We start from the raw sequence: 22,686 nt of genomic DNA, 5'->3' as shown, positions 1-22,686 counted from the left end.
GCTCGAATGCCACCGCCCGAGCGGCCTGCACCGGACGGATCCCGGACCAGGAGACGACGACAACAACCCCCCGCGCCGAGCCGCGCGCGGGCTCATGGACCTCGATCTCCACCGAGGCTTCCTGCACAATGCGCCGCTGGCGGCAGCGGCAGAGAGGGGGTGTCGGCGGCCGCTCGAGGTGCTGATTGGCGATCGAGATCGAGAGGACAACGCGGCGGCACGGCGCTCCTGACCCCCTGCGGCGCCCACGATGAGCCAGCCTGATCTGCACCGCGCCGCATTCGAGGCGGCCGAAGACGCGATCCTCCTCCTGGAGAACGGCCGCGTGATCGACGCCAACCCGAGCGCGATCCGGCTGCTCGCCGGATCCGCGGACGGCCTCGTCGGACGGGAGCTCGCGGACCTCGCGCCGCTCCTGCAGCCCGACGGACAGGCCTCCGCCGAACGCCTCGCGCAGCGGCTCGACGCGGCGGGCCGGGGCGAGCCGCAGCGGTTTCGGTGGCTCTACCGGCGCCCGGGCGGGGACTTCATCCAGGCCGACACGCAGATCGCGCGGCTCGCCCTCGCTGACCGCGCAGGGCCGATCCTGCGCGCGGTCGTGCGCGAAGAGGACAAGGAGCAGCGGCGGCTCTACGCGCTCGCCGTCGACATGCTCGGCGCCGCGACGCTCGACGGGCGGTTCAAGGAGCTCAGCCCCTCGTGGGAGCGCACGCTCGGGTTCAGCCGCCAGGAGCTGATGGCGCGGCCCTACCTCGAGTTCATCCACCCCGAGGACAAGGCGCGCACCCTCTCGGAGACAGACACGTTCTCGACGGGCGCGCAGACGATCACCTACGAGAACCGCTTCCTCTGCAAGGACGGCTCGTACCGGTGGCTCGAGTGGAACGCGATGCTCGCGCTCGACGAGGGGCTCGTCTACTTCGTCGCCCGCGACGTCACGCGGCGCAAGACCGCCGAGATCTCGCTCCGTGAGTCCGAGGAGAAGCTGCGGGCGCTGTACGACGGCATCCCGCACTACCTGGTCGTCGTCGACAAGGGCGCGCGCATCGTCTCGGTGAACCGGCCGTATCCCGGGGTCCGGGAGGAGAGCATCGTCGGCCGGAGCCTCTACGATTTCACGTCGCCGGAGTACCACGACACGGTGAGGGAGGCGCTCCAGACGGTGCTCCGGGAGGGAGGCCGCGCGAGCTACGAGGTGGTCGGCCTCGGGGTGAACGGCGGGCGGGCGTGGTACGCGAACCACGTCAGCGCGATCCGGGGGGTGGACGAGGTCACGAACGCGCTCATCGTGGGGGAGAACATCACCGAGCGCCGGCGCGCCGAGGAGCAGCGCCGGGAGAGCGAGGCGCGCTTCCACGCGGCCGTCGAGGCCAGCATGGACGCGTTCCTCACGCTGGCCTCCCGCCGCGACAACAGCGAGGAGATCGCCGACTTCGTGATCACGGGGCTCAACGCGCGCGCCGCGACGATGCTGTCGTCGATGCCGCGCGAGCAGCTCCTCGGTCAGCGCCTCTCGGAGCTCGTCCACTCGGTCGAGGCCGGCGTCCTCCGCGAGAGGTGCCTGCGCGGCCTCCGGAAGGGGGCGCCGATCGAGGAGGAGATCCGCCTGCCCGCGCCGAACGCCCAGGCGTCGCGCCCGAGCGTCTGGGTGCACCACCAGATCGTGCCGATCCAGGGCGGCGTCGCCGTGACGATGCGGGACACCACCGAGCGCAAGCGGCTCGAAGATCAGCTGCGCCAGTCGATCGAGCGCCTCGAGGTGTACGCCGAGGAGCTGGAAGGCAAGAACCGGATGCTCGCCGCGGAGAACGCCGAACGCGAGCGGACCGCGAGCATCCTGCGCCAGCAGCAGGAGGCGATCCGCGCGCTGTCGACGCCGATCATCCAGGCGTGGGAGGGCGTCCTCGTGCTGCCGATCATCGGCGTGCTCGACCGCGTCCGGGCCACGGACGTCATGGAGAAGCTGCTCGGGGAGATCGTCCGCACGCAGGCCCACTTCGCCGTGCTCGATCTGACCGGCGTGGAGGACGTGGACACGCCGACGGTCGACCACCTGTTCCAGGTGGCCCGGGCCGCGAGCCTGCTCGGCAGCCGCTGCCTCGTCTCCGGGATCTCCCCCGGGGTCGCGCAGGCCATCGTGACGCTCGGCAGCGACGCGCGGACGCTCGAGACCTTCGGCGCGCTGGAGGACGCCCTGCGCCACGCGCTGGTCGTGTCCGGCGCCCGGCTGCCGAGCGCGCGCGGCAAGGCGCGGTAGCGGCGGCCTCCCTACGCGTCGTCGGCCGCGAGCTCGTCGTGGAGCTCCCGGGCGCGCGCCGCGTGGCGCACCGCCGCGGCGCCCTCGCCCATCGCGGCGGCGTGCGCCGCGGCGCGGTCGTACGCCGCCGCGGCCGCCCGCAGATCGCCGCCCCGCTCGTAGTGATGGGCGAGCAGGGCGGCCCCCTCGTCGCGCGCCTCCACGTTCGACGCGCGGTGCTCGATCCAGTCGGCGACGAGCAGGTGGATCCGCCGGCGGATCTTGAGGCTCAGCATCTCGTAGGCGACCTCGCACGTCGCCTGCTCCACGAACACGTACTCGCGCTCGCCGGGGAACGACGCGGGGGAGCGGAGCCGGATCAGCTGGCGCTCGCAGAGGCGCGCGAGCAGCTCGGCGGTGGACGCGCTGCCCCCGTGGCGCACCGAGAACGGCGGATCGAGATCCTGGAGCTCCGCGAGGATGCGCTCGCTCGACATCGGCGAGCGCGCCTGCGGGGCGTCGTTCCGGAGCCGCTCGACCGCGCCCTCCCAGAAGGTCCGGCCGACGACCGCCGCCTGCGCGAGGAGGCCGCGCGCGCCTTCGTCCAGGCGGTCGAGGCGCGCCTGGACCACGCCGTGCACCGCCGGCGGCAGGCTCAGCGCGCCGAGCGCGTCGTCACGGACGTGCCACGCGCCGTCCTGGGCCTCGATGGCGCCGGCGTCCACGAGGAGGTGGAGGGTCTCCTCCACGGTTCGCGGGTTGCCCTCGGAGCGCTCGGCGATCGCGCGCACGAGCTCGTGGTCGAGCGCGGAGGCGCCGCGGAGCCGATCCCGGATCATCTCCTCCGCGTGCCGCCGCGCGAGCGGCGACGCGTCGACGCGGACGTACGCTTCCTTCCCGACGCCCCAGTCCGGGCGGCGCTCGTAGAGCTCGGGGCGCGCGGTGCACACCATGCAGAGCGGCAGCCCCTCGGCGTGCGCCACGAGCTCCTCGACGAGGTCGAGCGTCGCGTCGTCGGCCCACTGCAGGTCGTCGCACACGATCACCATCGGCGTCCGCTCGAGCGCGAAGGCGACGAGGAGCGCGAGCGCGGAGGCGATCCGGCGCCTCGCCAGCACGCTGCCGCGCGCCGCGGCCTCGAGGAGCCCGGCGGGCGCAGGCCGCGCGCCAAGGATGGCCGCCAGCCGGGCGAGGATCTCCTCGAGGTCGCTGCCCCCGCTCGGCCTCGACAGCGAGGGGGACGGATCGAGCTCGTCGTCGTCCTCGTACCGCGCCGCCCCGGCTCCCCTGCGCCCGCTGACGGTCGAGCTGATCGGCCCTCGGAGCGGGACGGACGACGCGCGGGTCACGATAGGCGATGCGCCCCCGAGCGCGGCGGCCCTGGTCCCCGCGCCGGCGGCCTCCCGCTCGGCGCGGACGCGGGCGCGCGCGGCGCGCAGCCGGATCCAGCGCAGGCCGCGGCGCAGCTTGCGCAGGATGACCTGGGCCGGATCGGCCTCGTGGATCCCGAACCAGCGGCGGAGCAGCGCGCCGGCCAGGCCATAGCTCGAATCCTGCGCGAGCGCCGAGCACTGCGCCGACAGGACGAGCAGCCCCCCGGGCGGCGCGAGCGCGTACCCTCGCTCCGAGGAGGGCGCGCCGCCTCCGGCGCCGCCGTCGCGGAGGCCCGCCAAGAGCTCTGCGAGCATCCGCGTCCGTCCCACGCCGGGCGCGCCGACCAGCGTGATGAGGCGCGGCCGCCGCTCGTGGAAGGCGGTCTCGACGAGATCACACAGGCGCTGCATCTCCGCGCCGCGCCCGACGAGGCGCGTCGAGAGCCCATGGAAATCGGGCGGCACGAACGCGTGGTGGAGCGGCGCCTCGCCGAGCACCCGGTAGATCGGCGGCGCCGCGCCGTGCGCGGTGGACGCCGGCGGCGCCCGGACCGCGCCGGCGCTCGCGCCCGCGTCGATCGGCTCGACGTGGAAGCGCCCGAGGACGAGGCGGTGGGTGTCGCGGCCGATCACGATCGCGCCGCGCGGCGCGAGCTGCTGCAGGTGCCCCGCGCCGTCGACCGCGTCGCCGATGACGGCGAGATCTTGCCGCGCCGAGCCCCCGACGCCGACGAAGGCCCGCCCCGTCGCGATCCCGAACCGCGCCGAGAGGCGGACCGATCGCGCAGCGCGCGGCAGCGTGAGGCGCGGGATCGCGGCCTGCGCGCCGAGCGCCGCGACGATCGCTCGCTCGGCGTCGCTGTCCGTCGAGCGAGGGACGCCGAAGACCGCCATGACGCGTCCGCCGATCGGCCGCTCGACGATCCCGTGCATCTGCTCGACGTGCTCCGCGAGCACCTGATAACAGCGGTCGACGACGTCCTTGACGTCCTCGGGATCGAGCCGCGACGAGAGCGCGGTCGCCTCGGACAGATCGGCGAACAGGACGGTGCAGACCCGGTGCTCACCGCCCTCGAACGGCAGCGCGGCCCGGGTCCGCGGCGAGCCGCGATCGGAGCTCACGCTCCCCCTCATCCCGCTGCTGTCCGGCGCCCGCCACGGCGTCGACGACGGCGGCAGCGACGGCGGCGGGACGGACAGCGCCGGCGGCGGCGGCAGCGGCGGCAGGTGGACGGCGGCGAGGTCGAGCAGCCCGTCATCCGCGTCGTCGTTCGCGTCGCCCGGGCCGAAGGCGGGCGCGCGCAGGGTGTCGCGCGCCACGACGACGACGCTGGAGCGGTGGGCGGCCTCCAGGGCGGCCCACATCTCGCCGAGGTTGTGGAAGCGCTGCGAGGGGTTGATCGCGAGCGCGCGGCCGAGGACCGCCTCGACGTCGGCGTTCGCGTTCACCCCGCGGGCGCGGAAGCTCGGCCGGATCGCCTCGTCGCTCGAGGCGACGAAGAGCTGGATGACGTCGCCGCCCGAGAGGGCGGGCTGACCGCTCGCGACCTCGACGAGGATGAGGGCCATCGCATAGACGTCGGTCCAGGGCCCTGTCGCGCCGAACCGCGGGCTGAACTGCTCCGGGGCGCCGTACTGCGGCGTGAAGGCGCGGAACGTTCGTCCCGTCTGGACGAGCGCCTCCGCGAACGTCGGCGTCTCGGAGAAGACCTTGGCGAGCCCGAAGTCGAGCACCTTCATGCGGTCGCCGAGCAGGAACAGGTTGGCCGGCTTGACGTCGCGGTGAGACACGTTCTCGTCGTGGGCGACGGCGAGGGCGGAGGCGACGGGCGCGAGGAGCCGGATCGCGTCGCCGAGGCTCCTCGGCGGGAGCTTCTCGGCGCTGCGGCGCTTGAGATCCTGCTCGAGCGTCTCGCCCTCCAGCCACTCCATGACGATGTACGGCGTCCATGGCCCCTTCGGAGCAGCGGCGGCGCCGATGTCGAGCGCCTGGACGATGCCCATCGTCCGGCGTGAGAGCTGGTGGAGCAGGCGCGCCTCCTCGCGGAACTTGGCGAGGAAACCGTCCTGCTGGTCAGGGCTTAGACCCGCGGGGATCTTGAGACATTTGACGGCGACCGGCGAATCGAAGCCGAGGTGCCGGGCCCGGTAAACGACGCCGAACGCTCCCTCGCCCGCCAGCGCCTCGACGGCGAACTGGCCGTCGATGATCGACCCCACCCAGCCGAACGGGTCGCTGGCCTGCATCGTTGCCTAGGCTACCTGTTGCGCCGAACCCCGAGCAAGAGAAGCAACGGCCGCGGCGAGGGGATGTGCGAGGCGGGGCGCGCGTGGGGCCCCGCCGAACTCGCGGCTCCAAGGAGGAAAAAGGGCCATGACGGCCGCAGCGGGCGACTGGCATGGAGCCATCTCCGCTGGCCGGGTAACGGAGGCAGGAGAAGCGAGCTCGACAGCACCGCTCCCCCTACATGCGCGCCATGGAGGTGAGCAGCCGCCCGGCGGCGCAAACGCGCCGCGCTCAACGCAAGTTCGCCATCGCGATGACCTGTCGGCCCAGGACACCAACCATATAAGAGAGACGTTCGCCCAGCAGCCCAGGACTCCTGCCCAGCAACCGGAGGAGATCCGATAGCAAATCAAGCGCAGCCGCTCCCGGCCATTCTGCCAACGAACGCTACGCGCTCCCCGCGCTGCCGGACGCGCGCCGCATCGCTTCGCCGTCGACCGCCGCGGACGGCGGCGCCATCCTGAACGCATGAACTTCCTGCTTCATCGCCACCTCGCCGCGCGCGACCTCGGCTCGGCCGCCGCGGGTGCGGCGGCGATGCTCCCGGACCTCTGGCGCATGGCCGACCGGCGCGTCAGGCCCTCCCGCGCGCCCGATCGCCCCGCCGCCCCGCCGCCCCGCCTCGCCGAGGTGCTGGCCGGCATCGACCACCACGTCGCCGTCGACCGCTGGTTCCACGCCGCCCCCGTCTTCGTGGAGGGCGAACGCCGCCTCGCCGCCGCGTTGCGCGCCGCCTCGCTCGGCGCGCCGCGGCTCGCGCTCTTCGCCCACGTGCTCTGGGAGATGTGCCTCGACGGCGCGCTCGTCCGCAGGATCGGCCTCGCGCCCCTCCTCGACGACCTCCGCGCCGGCCTCGAGGCCATCGACGGCGCCCCGACCGAGACCGCCGCCTCGATCCACCACTTCCAGCAGCGCGCCCCCTCCCCCGCCGGCGCCCTCGCCGATCGCGCCGCCTTCGAGTCGCGGCTCCGTCGCATCTGCGACGAACTCACCCGCGGCCCCTGGATCGCCGGCTACCAGGACGGCGCCGGCCTCGTTCTTCGCCTCTCAGGCGTGCGCGCGCGCTTCGGCATGCCCCCCTTCACCCCGGACCAGCACGCCCGCCTGGCCGCGCTCCTCGACGCCCTCGCCGCCTCCGCAGACGAGGCGCTGATCGACCTCATCCACACCGCGCCCATGCACTGAAGCGCCCCCTCGTCCCTCATTCATCCATGAATGACGACGCCCGCCTCACTCACTCGTGGACGATGATTGTGGTTCCTTCGCCCAGCTCCTCGCCTGTGTTGATCGCGTGCCATCCGGGCGGCACCGGGGGATCGGTCCACAGGAACAGCCGGTGGGCGTCGATGGGCGCCAGGTTGATGCAGCCGTGGCTGCGCGGCGTGCCGAAGACGTCGTGCCAGTACGCTGCGTGGAGCGCGTAGCCGCTCGCGAAGTACTGGATGTACGGCACGTCCTTGAGGGCGTAGGTCCCCTCGCCTCGGCGCCGCGTCACGCCGTACTCCCCGTCGCCCTTCCGGGGGACCACCTTCTCGCCTGCCGCGGGCTTCGCCGCCGCGCTCGCGCCGGGCTTCTTCGAGGCGCGCTCCTTCGAGGAGCCGCCCTTCTCCGGCTTCGCGCCGCGCGAGGCCGACGGCGCGTCGGCGGTCGTCTCCGCGCGGCCGCCGACGCTCGACGACTCGTTCGAGTCCATCGTCGCCGTGATGTGCTTGTTGCGGATGCGGAAGACGCCGCGCACCGTCGCGGTCGTGGTCTTGGGATCGGCCACCCCGGCCTGGCCGGTCGAGACCAGCGTGGCGTAGACCGGGCGCTTGCCCTCCCAGAGGACCAGCGTCTGGTGCGTGATCGACACCTCGATCCACTTCTCGCCCTTCTCGGCGGCCTCCGGCCACGCCGACGGCGCGACCGCGATCCCGACGTCCAGCTGGCTCACGTACCGCTGGTCCCGGGTGCGGTAGTACTTCACGCCCTCGATCCGGCGCATCCTGCCGGTCAGCGGGACGATGTCCCGGAACGGCAGCTCCTTGCCCGGCGTCGCCTTGTCGCCCTGGATCTGGACGTCGCGAGCGCCCCGCGCGCGGACGAAGGCGAGCGGCAGCGTGAGCGCATCGGTCAGCTCGACGCCGTGCCAGGGAGAGCCGGTGTCGGGCTTGATCTTCGTCGCAGGCGCGAGCCGCAGATCGGTCGTGATCGCGAAACGCCGGCTCAGCGCCTCCGGTCCGGTCGCGAACGATCCGATCAGCGACAGCCCGGTGAAGCGCCGCGCGCGATCGGCGAAGACCGCGTAGTCCGGGACCTTGAAGTCGCTGATGTTGCGGATGAGGCGCTTGCCGCCCTCGAGCCAGAACGGGATCGGGTCGCTGTCCCCTTCCCCGCCGAGCAGCGCGCCCTCGCCGAGCTCGAGCGAGTTCTTCCCCAGGCCGAGCTCGCCGAGCTGCTTGCCCGGAAGCGGCACGCCGCGCGCGTCGATCGCCACGTCGTTCGCGCCGAGGATGACCCGCTGCACGGTCGCCTTGTTCTCCTCGAACCACGACAGGTGCTCGTCGAGCTTGAACTCCGATTTGCGCTGCTCCTCGGCGGTGGGGACGCGCAGGTAGAGCGGCAGCACCGCGCGGACGAAGGCGTACCGGTACGGGAGCGCGGTCCTCAGGTTCGGCCCGGGGCCGGCGGCCTTGAGGATCGGGTCGTTCAGGTCGAGCGTCGCCTCCTCACCCACGCAGAGATAGCCGCTGGGCTCGATCGCGTACCAGCCGCCCGGACAGCCCGCGGTGCCGGCGGGCTCGGCGGAGCGGGGCACCCTGGAGCCGACGCGCAGGTACCCGAGCTTCTTCGACGTGTCGCGCGGCTCCTTGTAGACGGTCGCCACGAAGGCCGTCACGCCGAGCAGCGGCTTGTCGCTCGGCGGCCACGCGGGCGCCGCGAGCTCCGCGGGCGCGGCCTGCCCGTCGATCGCCGCGAGCTCCGCGGGGGCCGCGTCGGCGCCCGCAGGGGCCGCGGCCCCCGCGTCCGCCGGGACGTCCGCGGGCTTGCGACAGCCGCACGCCGCCGCCGTGAGCGCCGCGAGGTGCGCGAGACAGAGAGCGAGGCGCGCCGCGCGCCGCGCGCCGCGAGGCTTCCCGGAGGACAGCAGGGCGCCCATGCGGGCGTACTTGCCAAAATCGGCGCGCGACGAAAAGCCCAAAACACGCGGCGGGCGCGCGCCGGCGCTGGTTCCTCGGGGCTCCGCCCCGAACCCCGGCGCCCGCTCCGCGGCCGCTCTGGTTGCGCGCGTCAGCAATCCCTGGCGGGATTTCCGGCGCGCGCAACTAGGCCAAGAGGCCGGGCAACACCCCCGTGCAGTAGGCGGGGTTGCCGAACGTCGACACGTCCACGCCCATCGCGTTGCACAGCGCGACGAGCAGGTTGTTGTGGGGATCGCCGGCATAGCGCAAAAATCTTCCAGTCCTGAGCGCCCCGCCGGCGCCCCCCGCGATCACGTACGGCATGTCGCGCCGCGAGTGGCTCTGCCCCTCCGAGATGTCCGTGCACCACAGGACGAGCGTGTTGTCGAGGAGCGTGCCCGTGCCCTCCTGGACGGCGTCGAGCCTCTCGAGCAGGTACGCGAGCTGCTCCGCCTGCCAGCGCCCGATGTCGACGAGCTGCTGCTGCTTTTCCGCGTCGCCGATGTTCGAGTGCGAGAGCGCGTGGTGCGTCTCCGACTGGCCGAGCCACGTGAACACCTTGCCCGCCTGGGTCGCGCTCCACTGGATGGACGCGACCCGCGTGAGATCGCACGCGAGCGCCATGGCGAGCAGGTCGGTCTGCAGCCTCCCGATCGCGGGGAAGTTGTCGTTCGCGTAGACGTCGAGCGGCTCGCCCAGCGCCGGCAAGGCGCACGCGCCGCCGAGGAGCGCCGGCACGTCGAGCCGCTGCTCGATGTCGTTCAGCGCGTCGAGGTGCTGCTCCAGCTTCCGCCGGTCCTCGCCCCCCAGCTCGCGCGCGAGGGCGCCGTAGTCCTCCATGACGCCGCCGAGCACCCGGCGGCGCAGGACGCGCCGCCGCGCGAGCTCCGCCGGATCGGCGCTGAGGTCCAGGAACAGCCGGTCGAACGCCGCGCGCGGATCGTCCTCGGGCGGGACCGGCTGGCCCGGGCCGAGGTAGGAGAGGCGCGACGAGACGTTGGCGTACTGGACCTGGACGCCGAGCTCGAGCGACGAGAGCTTCGTGCGATCCCCGAGCCTCGCGGCGAGGAACTGGTCGACCGAGATGCCCCCGCCCCAGCCGACCCGCGCGGCCGGGTTGCAGGCGTACGGGAACAGGGTGCCCTCCTGGAGCTCCGTGCCCGTGAGCGCCTGGCCGATGCCCTGCTGGTGAGAGTCGCCCGGCCCGTGGTAGGCGGACTCCATGTCGATGCCCTCGACGACGAGCAGCTTGTCCCGGTAGGGAGAGAGCGGCGCGAGGATCTCTCCGAGCTCGAACGACGTCTCGGTCCCGGTCGGCTGCCAGGCCTCCTTCACCGTGCCGAGGCCGGTGAAGAAGACGACGAAGCGCTTCGGGAAATCGACGGCGCTCGCCGATCCGGCCATGGCGTCGAGGAAGGGGAGCGCGAGGGCGAGCCCGCCGGCCCCGCGCAGAAAGGCGCGGCGATCGAGGCGCTCCCTCGACGCCCGGCGCTGTGCGGCGCCGCTCACGGCGCACCCCCTGCGTCCCGCGCCGCGCGGCGGTAGCGGAACGCGTCCGTCTGGGTCAGCGCCACGAGCAGCGCCTTGATGTTGTACCCGCTCTCTGCGAACGCCGCCTGGATCTGGCGCATGCTGCACTCGTCCTCCGCCTGCTCGGCGCGGCCGTAGCCGAAGCGGAACCACTGCGTCGCGACGCACTGGCGCACATCGTCGCTCTCCGCGAGGCGGTGCGCGAGCTCCACCGCCCCGTCGAAGGGCCCATCGACATCCCGGCTCGCCACGATCTCGCCGCTCGCGTCGACCGGGACGCCCTGGTCGACCTCGCGGTAGAGGCCGATCCCGTCGTAGCGCTCGAACCCGAAGCCGATCGGATCCATGAGCCGGTGGCAGCCAGCGCAGCCCGGGTCCTCCGCGTGCTGCTCGAACTGCCGGCGGGTCGGGATCCCTTCCCGCACCGGCGGCGGCTGGATGTCCACGTCGGGCGGCGGCGGCGGCAGGATCTGGCAGAGCAGCCGCTCCCGGACGAACTTGCCGCGGTGGACGGGCGAGGACTGATCCGGCTTCGCGAGCACCGCGAGCACGCTGGCGTGGGTGAGGAAGCCGGCGCGCTGCGCTGGGTCGAGCGGCACGACCGAGAGCTCGCCGGGCGCCCCCGCGCCGCCCGCCGCTCCCAGCCCGTAGAACGCGCGGAGCTCGGCGTTCATCAGTGAGTAGGGCGCCGTCAGCAGGGTCGCCACGTCGCCGGCGCCGTCCTCGAACACGACGTGATCGAGGAACGCCTCGGTCTCCGCCCGGAGGAGCGCCGGGAGCCCGGCGTGGAAGCCGGGGTAGACCGCCGGATCCTTGGTGAGGGTGTCGATGTTCGAGAGCTGCAGCCATTGCGCGTGGAAGTTCGCGACGGCGGCGCGGGCGCGCGGATCCTCGAGCATGCGGCGGGCCTGCGCGGCGATCTGCTCCGCGGAGCGGAGCTCCCCCGCGTCGGCCGCTGCGAACAGCGCGTCATCGGGCATCGAGCTCCAGAGCACGTACGAGAGCCGCGAGGCGATCTCGTGGTCCGAGAGCGCCACCACGCCCTCGCCGGCCGGATCCGGCATGCCGTGCTCGACGCGGTAAAGGAAGTGCGGCGACTGGAGCAGCGCCTGGATCACGAGCTCGACGCCGGCCGAGAAGCCGTGCTCGTCGTTCCCGAAGGCGAAGAGCCGCGCGAGCCGCTCGCTCTCCGCGGGCGCGAGGGGCCGGCGGAACGCGCGCTTGCCGAGGCGCTCGATGAGCTCCGCGGCGCACGCGTCGGGCCCCTGCACCGCCGGGTCGCACCCCGGAAGGAGCTTCCCGAGATCCTTCGCGGCCCGCGCCGCGATCGCCTCGGAGGCCTTCATGAGCTGCTCGGCGAGGAGCTGCGTGACCCCGAGCGCCGCCGCCTGGTTGTTGAACCCGAGCGCCTCCTCCTCGACCACGAAGGCGTCGGCCGGCGCGCTGTCGTCGCCGAGGAGATCGCGGATCGTGTTATTGTACTCGAAGCGCGTCATCCGCCGGAGCGGCGACGCGCCCGGCCGGATCTCCGCACAGCGCGGCGCCTCGCCTTCCGCTCCTCCCGCGGCCCCACCGCCGCGCCCGCCGGAGCAGGCGGCGGCCGTCGCCACGACGATCGCAAGCCCGAGAGAGCCGCCGGGGCCGCGCGCCGCGCGGCGGTGCCGTCCTCTTGACCGATCCATCTGCCCTCTCCCCTGGGGGACGCGCTGGCCTGCGATGCGGTGCGTTGCGGCGCTGCGCATCGAGCAACGACATGTCTCACGTCGCGGGGGCCCGTCAAGGTGCCAAGGAAGACGAGGCTCGGTGAGCCCCGCGAGTCCGATTGCAGCGGAGTCTCATAGCTACACTGCGCGTCATCAGAAATGTCGCTCCGCCCCCTCGAAAGACGCTGGATCCAGCCGCGACATCGCCTGTAGGCTCGCGCGCGTGCAAGCTTCGTTTGACGCCGCTGCCGGCAAAAGGCCCGCGCGGAAGCCGACCAGGTTCACAACGCTGTCCCTCTCTTTGAGCCTCTGCGGGAGGATCCTCCTCGGGCTCTCCGCCGCGACGGTCACGACGTTCGCGCTCTCGCCCATCGCGCTCGCCGCCCCCAAGGGGTCGAAGTCGATCGCGATCCACATCGAGGGGCCGAACGCGGACGATATCCGCGAAGACATCGTGTCCCTCGTCCCGGAGACGCTGAAGGTCGTGGACGACGACGCCTTCTCGAAGTCGCTGCGCAGCGCCGGCCAGACCAAGCCGGTGGGCGACGCGCTGGTGATGAAGGCCCAGCGGAAGAAGGCCATCGACCGCATCCGCAAGGCGGGCAAGGCCGCGAAGGCCGAGGGTGTGATCTACGGCGTCTCGCGGACGAACAAGAAGAAGAAGAAAGAGGTCTACCTCGTCTACGTCGACGAGAACGCCGGCGACCTCGCGGTGGACAGCGCGGTGCCGCTGGGCGGCTCGCGGGACGACCGCAAGAAGGCGCTGGAAGAGCTGCTCGGCCCGACGCTCTCGCAGATCGCGCCGGCGGCCGCCGCGGCCGACGAGGACACGCCGAAGGACGGCGGCGACGAGGGCGACGGCGAGAAGGACGGCGACGGCGACGGCGACGGCGACGAGAAGAGCAGCGACGACGGCGACAAGGGCGGCGACGACGGCGACAAGGGCGGGAAGCGCAAGCCCCACGACCCCCGCTCGGCGCTCTTCTCGATCGAGGCCGGCGTCGAGTTTGCCGGCCGCTGGTTCGACTACTCCGATCCGGTCACGCAGAACCTCCGGCCCTACGACGTCTTCGGTCAGCCCGCGCTGTCGATCTCCGGCGAGGTGTACCCGCTCGCGTCGACGGACATCCCGGTGCTCAAGGGCCTCGGCATCACCGCGGGGTTCATGATGGCGCCCGGCCTCAACTCGGCGGTGGGCGACGGCGACCCGATCGGCACGACCTACCAGCGCATCAACCTGGGGCTGCGGGAGCGGCTGTCGATCGGCGAGTCGTCCGTGCTCGGCATCTCCGCCGGGCTCCGGCTCCTGACCTTCGAGGTCGACGCGGCGGAGGCCCTGGCCAGTACGGTGCCGAACGTCTCCTACACGCTGATCCGGGCCGGCCTCGACGCGCGGGTGCCGGTCGGCCCGGTCGCGCTGGCGCTCGGCGCCGACTACCTCTTCCCGCTCTCGTCTGGCCCGGTCTACGATCGGTTCGCCGGGGCGAGCGTGCAGGGCATCGGCGCGATGGCCGGGGTGCTCGTACCCGTCACGACCGGCGTCGAGGCGCGGCTCCTCGTCGAGTACGCGCGGTTCTTCTCGTCGTTCGAGCCCGCGATCGGCGACCGGTACGTCGCCGGCGGGGCGATCGACCAGTACCTTGGGGTGCGGCTCGCCGGAGCCTACGTTTACTGAGCGAGAGAGAGAGGTAGCACGTGACGTACATCGCTTTCCTTGGCGGGCGCACCGCGCTCGCCGCCGCCGTGTTGAGCGGCGCCGCGTTCATCATCAGCTGCGCGGGGACCCTAGAGGACAAGGACCAGTACCTCGCCGGCGGCGACGGGCCTGGCGGCGGAAACGGCCAGGGCACCGGCGCGACCACCGGCGGCGGCGGCGACCCCGCGACCACCAGCGGCGGCGGCGACCCTACGACCACCACCGGCGGCGACGCCGCGACCACCAGCGGCGGCGACGCCGCGACCACCAGCGCGAGCAGCGGCGGTGGGGCCGGATGCGCTGAAGCGCAGGCGCTGGTGATGGCAAAGTGCGCCACCGCGGGCTGCCACGATGGGCAAGCGAACCTTGGGGGCCTCGATCTGACGACGGGCTGGGAGACCAGGGTCGCGGGCCAGGCGTCCGATTGCGGCGGCGAAGCCACGGTGGTCGTTCCGGGCGACCCGGACGCCAGCTTGATGTACCTGAAGGTCACGGACGCCCCGCCGTGCGACAACCGGATGCCGCTCGGCCCGACGCTCAGCGCCGACGAGATGAAGTGTCTCTACGACTACATCGCGGCGCTCCCGCCCTGAGGTAGCGAAGAAGCGTCTGGCCGCGGCAGCGGCGCGGGCGGCGCGGTCGTCCCCTCGATGAGACCGCCTCGTTGGCGTCCCCGTGACCAGACGCTACGCTCGCCGCGATGCTGCGCCGGCGCTCGTTCTGGATCGCCGCGGCCGCCGTCGCCTACACCGCCTTCGCCGCGCTCCGGGCGTCCGGCGGCCACGGGCCCGCGTGGCTCGCCTTGCTCGGGCTGCCGGTGTTGCTCGCGCTTGGCCTCCGCTGGGTAGAGCGGCCGCCGCGGGGAGAGGACCGGATCGAGCCGGCGGCCCGCCGCGCGGCCGCCGTCTGCCTCACCGGCGCCGCGATGCTCGCCGCCGCGCGGAGCGGCCCCGCCGGGCTCGCGCTGATCGCGCTCGGCAACCTCGGCGCGGCGGCCGCGGCGATGGCCGCCCTGGTCGGGCTCGCGCGTATCGCGGGCCTCGGTGGTCTCCTCGAGCCTCCGCCGAGCACGCGGCGCCTCGACGCGGCGGCGTTCGCCTCGCTCTTCTGGACCGTGGCGGTCGCCCTGCCCGCCGTCTCCGCGGTGGCGCCCGAGCGCGCGGCGGATCTCGATCCGCTGCTCGTCCACTACGCCACCTCCGCCGCGTCGCTCGGCTCGCTCACGGTGACGCTCGTGGCGATCGCGCGCGTCCGCATCGCGCGGCGGCTCGAGCTCGGCGTGGCCGACCGGGTCGAGGCCGCGCTGCTGCTCACGGCGACCGCGCTGGCGGTCGGCCTCGCGGCGGCCTTCGTCGGCGTCGCGCCCCCCGAGTCGATCCTGCCGGTCACGAGCGCCGTCGCGGCGGTCTGCGTCGCGCTCTGCACCGTGGCCGCGGACGCGGCGCAGGTCTCGCGCGCGCTCCGCGGCACGCTCGCCGTCGCGACGCTCGCGACCCCGCCGGCGCTGCTCGCGGTCTACGCCGTGCACCAGGCGCCGCGCGGCGATCTCGGGCTCCGCGGCGCGCCGCAGTCCTCCGTCGGCGTCGCCGTGTTCGGCGCGTGCGCGCTCTGCGCGCTCGCGGGGCTCGCGGCGCCGGTGCTCGCGCGCCGGTTCGCGCCGGAGGGGGCGCGCTGGCTCGGGGCCTTCGACGCCGCGACGCGCGCGGCGATGAACCCGGAGCCGGAGGCGGCGCTCGAGGCGGCGCTCTCCGCGCTGCGCGAGGCGTCGGACGCCGGCGTCGCCGGGCAGGCCCCGCCGGCGCTCTACCTGCTCTCGCCGCCCGAGCGGGTGACCGTCGATCGCGCCGGCTATGCGCACACCGAGCCGGCGGAGGTGCCGGCGCGCCTCATCGAGCTCGCCCAGATCGAGCCGGAGCGCGTCCTGCGCGTCGAGGCCGCCGAGGCCGTCGAGGTCCGGCGGCCGGAGGTGCGCCCGCTGCTCGCCTGGCTCGCGGAGCGCGACGTCGGCGTGGTCGCCCTTGTGAACGACGCGGAGGGCCCGATCGGGGCCCTCGCCATCCCGCGGGCCCGGCGCGCGTCGCCGATGACGCTGGAGGAGGTGAGCGGCCTGCGCGCGGTCGCCGACCGGCTCGGGGCGGTGATCGCGGTGTCGGCGATGCTGTCGGGGTCGCGCGGCCGCGAGGTCGCCGCCCGCCGCGAGGCGGAGGAGCGCGCGCGCGAGGTGAGCCGGCTCGAGCGCGCCGTGGCGCAGGGCGCGGGGCGGTTCCGCGCGATCGCGGCGCTGCTCGCGCGGCCGGCGCGGGCCGCCGCCTATAGCCCCGCCGCCCGCGCGGCGCTCGAGCAGCTGGAGCGGCTCGGCGTGGCCGGCGGCCCGGTCACGCTGCTGACGGCGCCCGGGATCGACGCGGTGGCGTGGGGCGCGGTCGTCCACCTGACCTCACCGCGCGCGGGCGGCCCGCTGGCGATCGTCGACGGCGCGGCGCCCGTCCCCGAGGGGTTCGCGCAGGCGTTCGCGCAGGCGCGGGGCGCTGCGCCGGCGCGCGACGAGGCGGCTGCGATCGAGGGCTCCGCGGAGACGCCTAGCGCGCTCGCGCTGTGGCGCGATCCGGACAGCTCGCCCATCGAGGCGGCGCGTGGGGGCACGCTGCTCGTGCTCGACGCCCAGGCCTTGCCGTCCGAGGTGCAGAGCTACCTCGGCGCGGCGCTGCCGGACGACGTGGGGCTCGTCGTGGCGGTGCCTCAGACCGTGGACGCGCTCGCGGCGACCGGTCAGCTGAGCGAGCGGCTCGCGGACCGGCTCGGCGACCGGGCCGTCGCGCTGCCCTCGCTGTCGTCCCGCGCCGAGGATCTCCGTGCGCTCGCGCTGGATCACCTCGCGCGCATCGGCGTCCGCCTGCGGGGCCGGCCGTTCGGCCTGGATCTGCGCGCGCTGCAGGCGGTGCTCGACCACCCGTGGCCCGGCAACGACGCCGAGATGGGCGCGGTCCTGCTCCGCGCGGCGCTCGTGGCCAAGGGCGACGTCATCGGCGAGAAGGATCTCGCGGCGATCGGCTTCGCCCCGCCGCCCGAGCCCGCCAGCGGGGCGGACAGCGCCCGCGGCGAGGCGCGCCGCGCCCGGCGGCGGCGCGCGGACCCGAGGGGGTAGGCTACGCCTCGGGCGGGGCCCGCCGCGCTGCCCTGGGTGGCACGCCGGGGCGGAGCTGCGCGGGCTGCAGCATGCCCTTCCGGAGGAAGTGATCGAACATGTGCTGGCAGCTGGGACAGGGGTCCACGGGATCGCCGGCGTCGAAGTACCTGGACGCCGCTGCCTGGATCGCGATGCCGGCGTCGGGGATCTCGCGCAGCGCCCGTCGCGTCCCTGCTTCGTCCAGGGTGCCGGGCCGGAGCGCGTGCTGCCGCTCCCATGAAGCAAGGTAATCGCTGAGCGCCGCGGGCGCCGAGCACCGTCCTGGCTCCAAGGGAATGCGCGCCGGCTCTCCCCTGGAGAGCGCGTCGATCCAGCCGCGGTACCACGCGGTGAAGCTGTCGTGGGTCGGGACGACGCCGAGGCCTGCCGCGCGCAGATCCGCCCAGACGCTGCCGGCGCGCGGGCCGCGGATCACGAGCACGGAGAAGTAGCCGCAGCCCATGTGCGCGAGCGCGACGGTCCCGCGGACGACCTCGTCGGACTGGAGCGCGGCGCGCTGGGGGGCGGTCAGCGTCCGTGGATCGGGCCGGTACGCCCTCGTGTGGGGGAATTCGCCGGTGAGGCTCTCGATCTGTCCAGGGCCGTCGAGCGGCAGGAGCCCGTGGTACGGGCCGGCGCCGGAGCTGCCGACGCGGGTCAGAAAGGCGGCGTAGTCGGCGGGGATGCGTGCGCCGCACGACGCCTCGATGCGCTCGATGTCTCGCCGGGTGAGCGGCGGGTGGAGCCGGTATCCGTGCTCGCGTGCGCCGAAGCGGTTCAGCCACGGATCGTGATCGCGGTGGAGGTGGTCGAGCGCCTCGGCGGCGCCCGCGACGAAGCCCTCGACGACCGCGACGGGAGCGGGATGGTGGAGCCCCTCGGCGCGCAGGCGCTCGAGCGACCACGCGGCGGCGGCGCTCGCCGGGTGCGCCCTGGCGTAGGCCGCGAGCCTGTCGTACGCGGAGGCGTCGCCGTCGCGCGCGGCGCGGTGGTAGGCGTGGATCGGGAAGGCGGTCGGGTGCGCCGGCTGCGCCTCGAGGACGGCCTCGAGGTGGCGCAGGCCCTCGTCGGTGCGGCCGGCCTCGCAGAGCATGGCGCCGAGGTCGCAGCGGGCCGATACGTCCGCGGTATCGAGGCGAGCGGCGGCCTCGAACGCGCCGCGGGCGGCGTCGATCTCGCCGCGCTCGCGGAGCGCGTAGGCCAGGCTCACGGCGGTCGCGAACGTCGGATCGAGCTCGAACGCCCGGCGGGCGAGCTGCACGGCGTCGTCGAGGCGGCCGAGCTTGCGGAGGATCATCCCGGACACCCAGGCGACCTGCGCGTGGTCCGGGTGGCTCGCGCGGAGCGCGTCGAGGACGGGCAGCGTCTTTTCCAGGGCGCCGCGGGCCTTCGTGTCGGGGCGCTCCGCGGGGTAGCGACTGAGGAGCTTCACGAGGCGGTAGACCGCGGCGTCGACCTCCATGCGCGCCACGTTCTTCGGCGTGAGCTCCGGGGCGCCCTGTCGCGGCGTGGGTTTCTGCTTGCGCCGCCCGGTCCTGGACATGGCGGGACGGTAGCCTGCCCCCGCGGGCGCACCAAGGAGCGGCGGAGGCCCGCAGGGATCGCGCGCCGCCGGGGAGATCGGCCGTTGATGCCTCCGGGATCGCGGTCCGCTCGGGCGAGCTCTCGCGGATCCCGGAGCGGGCCGCCGGCGGGGGCGCCCGCCGGCATGCACCGCCGCGTGGGGGGACGCCCGCCGGCATGCACCGCCGCGTGGGGGGACGCCCGGCGGCATGCACCGCCGCGTGGGGGGACGCCCGCCGGCGTGCACCGCCGCGTGGGGGGACGCCCGCCGGCATGCACCGCCGCGTGGGGGGACGCCCGCCGGCGTGCACCGCCGCGTGGGGGGACCGCCGCGGGCGGCGTCGAGGAACCGCCGGCGGGTTGCGGTCGGCACACCCGTCGCCGAGCATGCCCGCATGGCGCGAACGGCCCCGTTTCCGAATGCGGCGGTGATCCCCGGCATGAACCCCGGCGTCTTCATCCTTGGCGGCGGCGGGGGCGGCGGAGGCGGTAACGGTCGCGGCGGAAACGGCCGCGGAGACGGCCAGGGCGGCGACGGGAAGAACGGCGGCAACGGCGCGCGTGGCGGCGGCAAGGACGCTGGCAGCTGCGGGCCGGGCAGCGGCGGCGGCTGCCCCAACCCCACACATGGCAGCGGCGGCGGCACGCACGCGGGCGATCCGGTCGACCCGATCACCGGGCGCGTCTACACGGTGGCGGTCGTCGACCTCGCGCTGCCCGGCCCGATCCCCCTCGTGATCAAGCGCAGCTACAGCTCCGCGCTCGTCGAGGAAGACTGCGGCCTCGGCTTCGGCTGGACGCACTCGCTCGCGTGGCAGGTCGAGGAGCGGCGCCGCGGCCTGCGGGTGCTGGAGCCGCACGCGGCGGCGACGGAGTTGCCGCGGAGGCTCGATCAGGGCGAGTCGGCGCGGCTGCCGTGCGGGGTGCTGACGCGGTATCCCTGGGGCTACGCGCTCGCGGCCGAGGGGCTTTCGTACCTGTTCGCGGAGCCGCGCGGCAGCCGCTGGCTGCTGAGCCGGATCGTCGATGCCCATGACAACGCCATCGCCCTCGCCTACGAGGACGGCCGCCTCGTGCAGGTCATCGACAGCGTGGGCCGTGTGGTGCGCGTGCGGCGGCACGGCGACGGGCACATCGCCGCCTTCGAGGTGAAGAACGCCTTCGCACACGGTCGATGGGAGACGCGGCGGCAATACGCGTTCGACGCGCGCGGCGACCTCGTCGCGGCCGAGGACGCCGCGGGGCACGCGCACCGCTTCGCGTACGACAAGGACCATCGCCTGGTGCGGCGAGAGGAGCCCGGCGGGCTCGTGGCGGAGTTTCGCTACAAGGACAGCCGCTGCATCGAGGCGTGGTGTCACCGCGAGGGCAACGACGCGCTCGACGACGGCGTGCCGGGGACCTTGAGCGACGGTTCGCCGGCGAAGGGATTCCTGCACGTCAAGGTCGACCATCATGACGGCGTGCTCACGGAGGTGATCACCTCGCGCGCCATCCGGCGGGTCGACGGCAACGCGTTCGGCAGGCTCGACAGGATGGTCTGGGGCGCCGGCGGCGTTCACACCTTCCGGTACGACGACGACACCGCCGCGCTGCGCGAGCACCGGGACGCGCTCGGGCAGGTCTTCCGCTGGGAGCGCGACGCCGAGGGGCGGCTCCTGGCCGAGGTCGATCCAGCGGCGAACAGGACCGCCTACGAGCACGACGCGCGCGGGCTCGTCTCGGCCATGACCGACGCGCTCGGCGGCACCGCGCGCTACGAGCGCGACGCGCGCGGCGATGTGGTGGCCGTCTATGACGACATGGGGTTCGTCGTCGGATTCGCCTACGACGCGCGGCCTGCTGGCCGGCGCGACCCTGCCGAACGGCGGTGAGACGCGCATGGAGTACGACGCGCTCGCTAACCGCATCCGCGTCGTCGAGCCCGACGGCGCCGAGCGGCGCATCCGCTACGACTTCCTCGGCCGGATGATGGGTTTCGTGGACGAGCGCGGGCACGAGACCCGCTTCGCGTACGACGCCTGCGGCAGGCTCGCGGCCGTGTTCGGGCCGAGCGGCCCGGAGCCGCTCGGGATCGAGGGGAGCCTCAAGCCGTACGCGTATGTCGACGATCACCCGATGGATTGGGTAGATGTCGACGGGCTCCTTCGCTGCGTGATCACCCGCCGCAACGGCACACAGGTCGTGCGGAGCAGCGGAGGCAGCGAGGAATCAATCCACCCCGCGGTCGCAGCGGCCTTGCCCCGGACGAACGCTCGGCAACCAGGCGATCCAAGACCGCCGGAAGGCTGCGCCGAACCGCAAGCCCTCTCCGACCACATCAGGGACTGGGAACGCCGGACCGGCCGCTCATGCGCCCCTGGAGATCGCAACTGGCAAAGGAATCTCAAGAGCGCGCTCGGCGAGGTCGACACCATCCGCTCGGAAACCGGATCGAACGACGCTGTGCCGGCGTGCCCGAACTGCTCTCAGCTCATTCCGCGACTCTGGACGATGGCTGGACGACCACCGCCGCGCGGACGCGTGATCGGTGGAGGCACAAACGCGAGCCAGGGCTATGCATCCCATCCGACCAGCCACCTCAGCCGGCCAAACGCACACGGTGCCATGAATCTGGGAACTTGGAACGTAGAAAACGGCCTGTTTTCGAGGCGACGATGACCTCCCGCAAGGCGTTCCTCCGTGGCTTCGACACCATCAAGCTGCCGGCGAGCCTCGCGCTGCGGCTCGACCGCCGCGACGAACACATCGAGTTGCGCATCGACGGCGTCCGCGTCACAGAGCGCCCGGTCGGGCGGGGTAGCCGGGTGTCGTTCGATCGGAGCTTCACCAGGGCGTACATCGCAGAAATCGTATTCGAGCACCGCCTCGCCAAGCTCCGCGCCGAGGGGTTCGCCGCTGGCGGTCAAGCCGCCACGAGCGCGCCCCCCGACGAAGATATGCTCGCCGCAGCTCACCAGATCGGCGCACAGATCGAGCGACGCGGCGATCCGATGGGAACGCTGATCGCATTCCAGGTCGAGCAGTTGCGTCACGATGGAGCCGACGCACGCGCCCTGGTGCACGAGCTCCTCGACTCGACAAAGGAGATGACCTTCGGCCCGATCCCTGAGTTCGGCGAGCCATGTGCGTGCATCGACGACGGCCAAGGTGGCCTCCTCGGCTGGGTCCATGACGAGGACGCTGCCACCCTCGATGAGGAGCTCCGACCGGAGCTCGAGTTCATCGGCCGCGACGCACTCGGCTTCTCACCGAATGCCCCCGACGTCTCGCTCGGCGTTGTCGGCCTGCACCGCTTGCGTCGACTTCTGGCAAGCCCTGCCGGGCGCTCACTCCGGTCTCTTCGCCTCATGACCTTCGGCGCGCTCGGCCCCTTCCTCGATCTGCTCAACGCGCACGGGCGCGCGTCGCTGGTCGCGTCGCTCGTCGCTCGCGGGTCCAGTCCAGCCATCGGCGCCGCGCTGCCCGGCCTCCTGGGGCTGGGCGCGCCGGAGCGGAGCCTCGCGACGTTGCTCTCTCAGCCCGCGCCGACGCTGCGCTACCTGACGGTATTTCGCGGAGACGACGACGTGCGAGGAGCCCTCGCGCCGCTCGGCCCCGGGAAGCTCCCGGCGCTCCAACACCTCGGGCTCTGGTATCGCCCCACGCGCCCCGAAGGGCTCCGTGTGCTCGCAGCACACCCCCTCGTCCAACGACTTCAGTCGCTCGAGATCTGGTCGACGGATGACGCCAGGAAGCTTCCGTTCGAGGAGCTCCTCGCACTGCGCCCGGCCCTCTCTCACCTCGCGCGGCTCCTCCTCGGAGGACAACTCGTCCCTTCTCAAATCCGGGAACGGTTCGCCAGTTGGCCCGCCGTCGAATTTGTGAGTCACGACCGCCGTGAGGTGATCGCGCTCGACATCGCCACCCTGGGCTGGGCGCGGGCGCTCCGGTGATTCCATGCCGGGCTCTTCAGAGGTAAAAGCGCACGC

Annotated in this window: 13 protein-coding genes; 8 read left to right on the top strand and 5 right to left on the bottom strand. The window is 73.6% G+C overall.

The window, feature by feature from the left end; genetic code table 11:
- Nucleotides 1-250 precede the first annotated feature (250 nt).
- Nucleotides 251-2,257 (top strand): PAS domain S-box protein, encoded by a 2,007-nt coding sequence (locus WMF12_RS15445; RefSeq protein WP_437872304.1) that lies wholly within the window; start codon nucleotides 251-253, stop codon nucleotides 2,255-2,257.
- Between the two features lie 11 nt (nucleotides 2,258-2,268).
- Here WMF12_RS15445 and WMF12_RS15440 read toward each other — a convergent pair whose 3' ends face one another.
- Nucleotides 2,269-5,856 carry a protein kinase domain-containing protein gene (locus WMF12_RS15440; RefSeq protein ID WP_437872303.1) on the bottom strand — a complete coding sequence of 1,196 codons (3,588 nt, stop codon included), beginning with the start codon at nucleotides 5,854-5,856 and terminating at the stop codon, nucleotides 2,269-2,271.
- A 508-nt stretch (nucleotides 5,857-6,364) separates the two neighbouring features.
- Here WMF12_RS15440 and WMF12_RS15435 point away from each other — a divergent pair.
- Nucleotides 6,365-7,081, top strand: coding sequence for a hypothetical protein (locus WMF12_RS15435; protein ID WP_437872302.1), 717 nt, complete (start codon nucleotides 6,365-6,367; stop codon nucleotides 7,079-7,081).
- A 49-nt stretch (nucleotides 7,082-7,130) separates the two neighbouring features.
- Here WMF12_RS15435 and WMF12_RS15430 read toward each other — a convergent pair whose 3' ends face one another.
- The 3 genes from WMF12_RS15430 to WMF12_RS15420 form a co-directional block, all read right to left on the bottom strand.
- Nucleotides 7,131-9,035 (bottom strand): L,D-transpeptidase, encoded by a 1,905-nt coding sequence (locus WMF12_RS15430; RefSeq protein WP_437872301.1) that lies wholly within the window; start codon nucleotides 9,033-9,035, stop codon nucleotides 7,131-7,133.
- 166 nt (nucleotides 9,036-9,201) lie between these two features.
- A complete protein-coding gene (locus tag WMF12_RS15425; protein WP_437872300.1) occupies nucleotides 9,202-10,566 on the bottom strand; it encodes a DUF1552 domain-containing protein in 1,365 nt (454 codons plus the stop codon).
- The gene (locus tag WMF12_RS15420) at nucleotides 10,563-12,269 is read right to left on the bottom strand and encodes a DUF1592 domain-containing protein (protein WP_437872299.1); all 1,707 of its coding nucleotides are present in this window, start codon (nucleotides 12,267-12,269) and stop codon (nucleotides 10,563-10,565) included. The genes WMF12_RS15425 and WMF12_RS15420 overlap by 4 nt, the downstream gene beginning before the upstream one ends.
- A gap of 322 nt (nucleotides 12,270-12,591) precedes the next feature.
- Between WMF12_RS15420 and WMF12_RS15415 the strand changes: the two genes are divergently transcribed.
- The 3 genes from WMF12_RS15415 to WMF12_RS15405 all read left to right on the top strand — a co-directional run bounded on the left by WMF12_RS15415 (nucleotide 12,592) and on the right by WMF12_RS15405 (nucleotide 17,131).
- Nucleotides 12,592-13,965 (top strand): hypothetical protein, encoded by a 1,374-nt coding sequence (locus WMF12_RS15415; RefSeq protein ID WP_437872298.1) that lies wholly within the window; start codon nucleotides 12,592-12,594, stop codon nucleotides 13,963-13,965.
- A 20-nt stretch (nucleotides 13,966-13,985) separates the two neighbouring features.
- Nucleotides 13,986-14,579 carry a hypothetical protein gene (locus WMF12_RS15410; protein WP_437746409.1) on the top strand — a complete coding sequence of 198 codons (594 nt, stop codon included), beginning with the start codon at nucleotides 13,986-13,988 and terminating at the stop codon, nucleotides 14,577-14,579.
- A gap of 107 nt (nucleotides 14,580-14,686) precedes the next feature.
- Entirely contained in the window at nucleotides 14,687-17,131 is a 2,445-nt protein-coding gene (locus tag WMF12_RS15405; protein WP_437872297.1) for a hypothetical protein, read from the top strand.
- Between the two features lies 1 nt (nucleotide 17,132).
- On the opposite strand, the gene WMF12_RS15400 is transcribed toward WMF12_RS15405, so the two are convergent.
- Nucleotides 17,133-18,695, bottom strand: coding sequence for a tetratricopeptide repeat protein (locus tag WMF12_RS15400; protein ID WP_437872296.1), 1,563 nt, complete (start codon nucleotides 18,693-18,695; stop codon nucleotides 17,133-17,135).
- A 415-nt stretch (nucleotides 18,696-19,110) separates the two neighbouring features.
- Between WMF12_RS15400 and WMF12_RS15395 the strand changes: the two genes are divergently transcribed.
- From WMF12_RS15395 to WMF12_RS15385, 3 genes are read left to right on the top strand one after another with little or no spacing between them, the layout of a single operon-like run.
- Nucleotides 19,111-20,589 (top strand): DUF6531 domain-containing protein, encoded by a 1,479-nt coding sequence (locus tag WMF12_RS15395; RefSeq protein WP_437872295.1) that lies wholly within the window; start codon nucleotides 19,111-19,113, stop codon nucleotides 20,587-20,589.
- Complete coding sequence (locus WMF12_RS15390; protein WP_437872294.1) at nucleotides 20,510-21,376, top strand: YwqJ-related putative deaminase; 867 nt, start codon at nucleotides 20,510-20,512, stop codon at nucleotides 21,374-21,376. Before WMF12_RS15395 ends, WMF12_RS15390 begins: the two co-directional genes overlap by 80 nt.
- Entirely contained in the window at nucleotides 21,373-22,650 is a 1,278-nt protein-coding gene (locus WMF12_RS15385) for a hypothetical protein (RefSeq protein ID WP_437872293.1), read from the top strand. Before WMF12_RS15390 ends, WMF12_RS15385 begins: the two co-directional genes overlap by 4 nt.
- Nucleotides 22,651-22,686: the final 36 nt, after the last annotated feature.

This window comes from Sorangium sp. So ce363, from assembly GCF_051520435.1.
In the GTDB taxonomy this organism is placed as follows: domain Bacteria; phylum Myxococcota_A; class Polyangia; order Polyangiales; family Polyangiaceae; genus Sorangium; species Sorangium cellulosum_B.
Note: the sequence above shows the minus strand (reverse complement) of the source record. Positions and strands in the feature narration are given on the sequence as shown.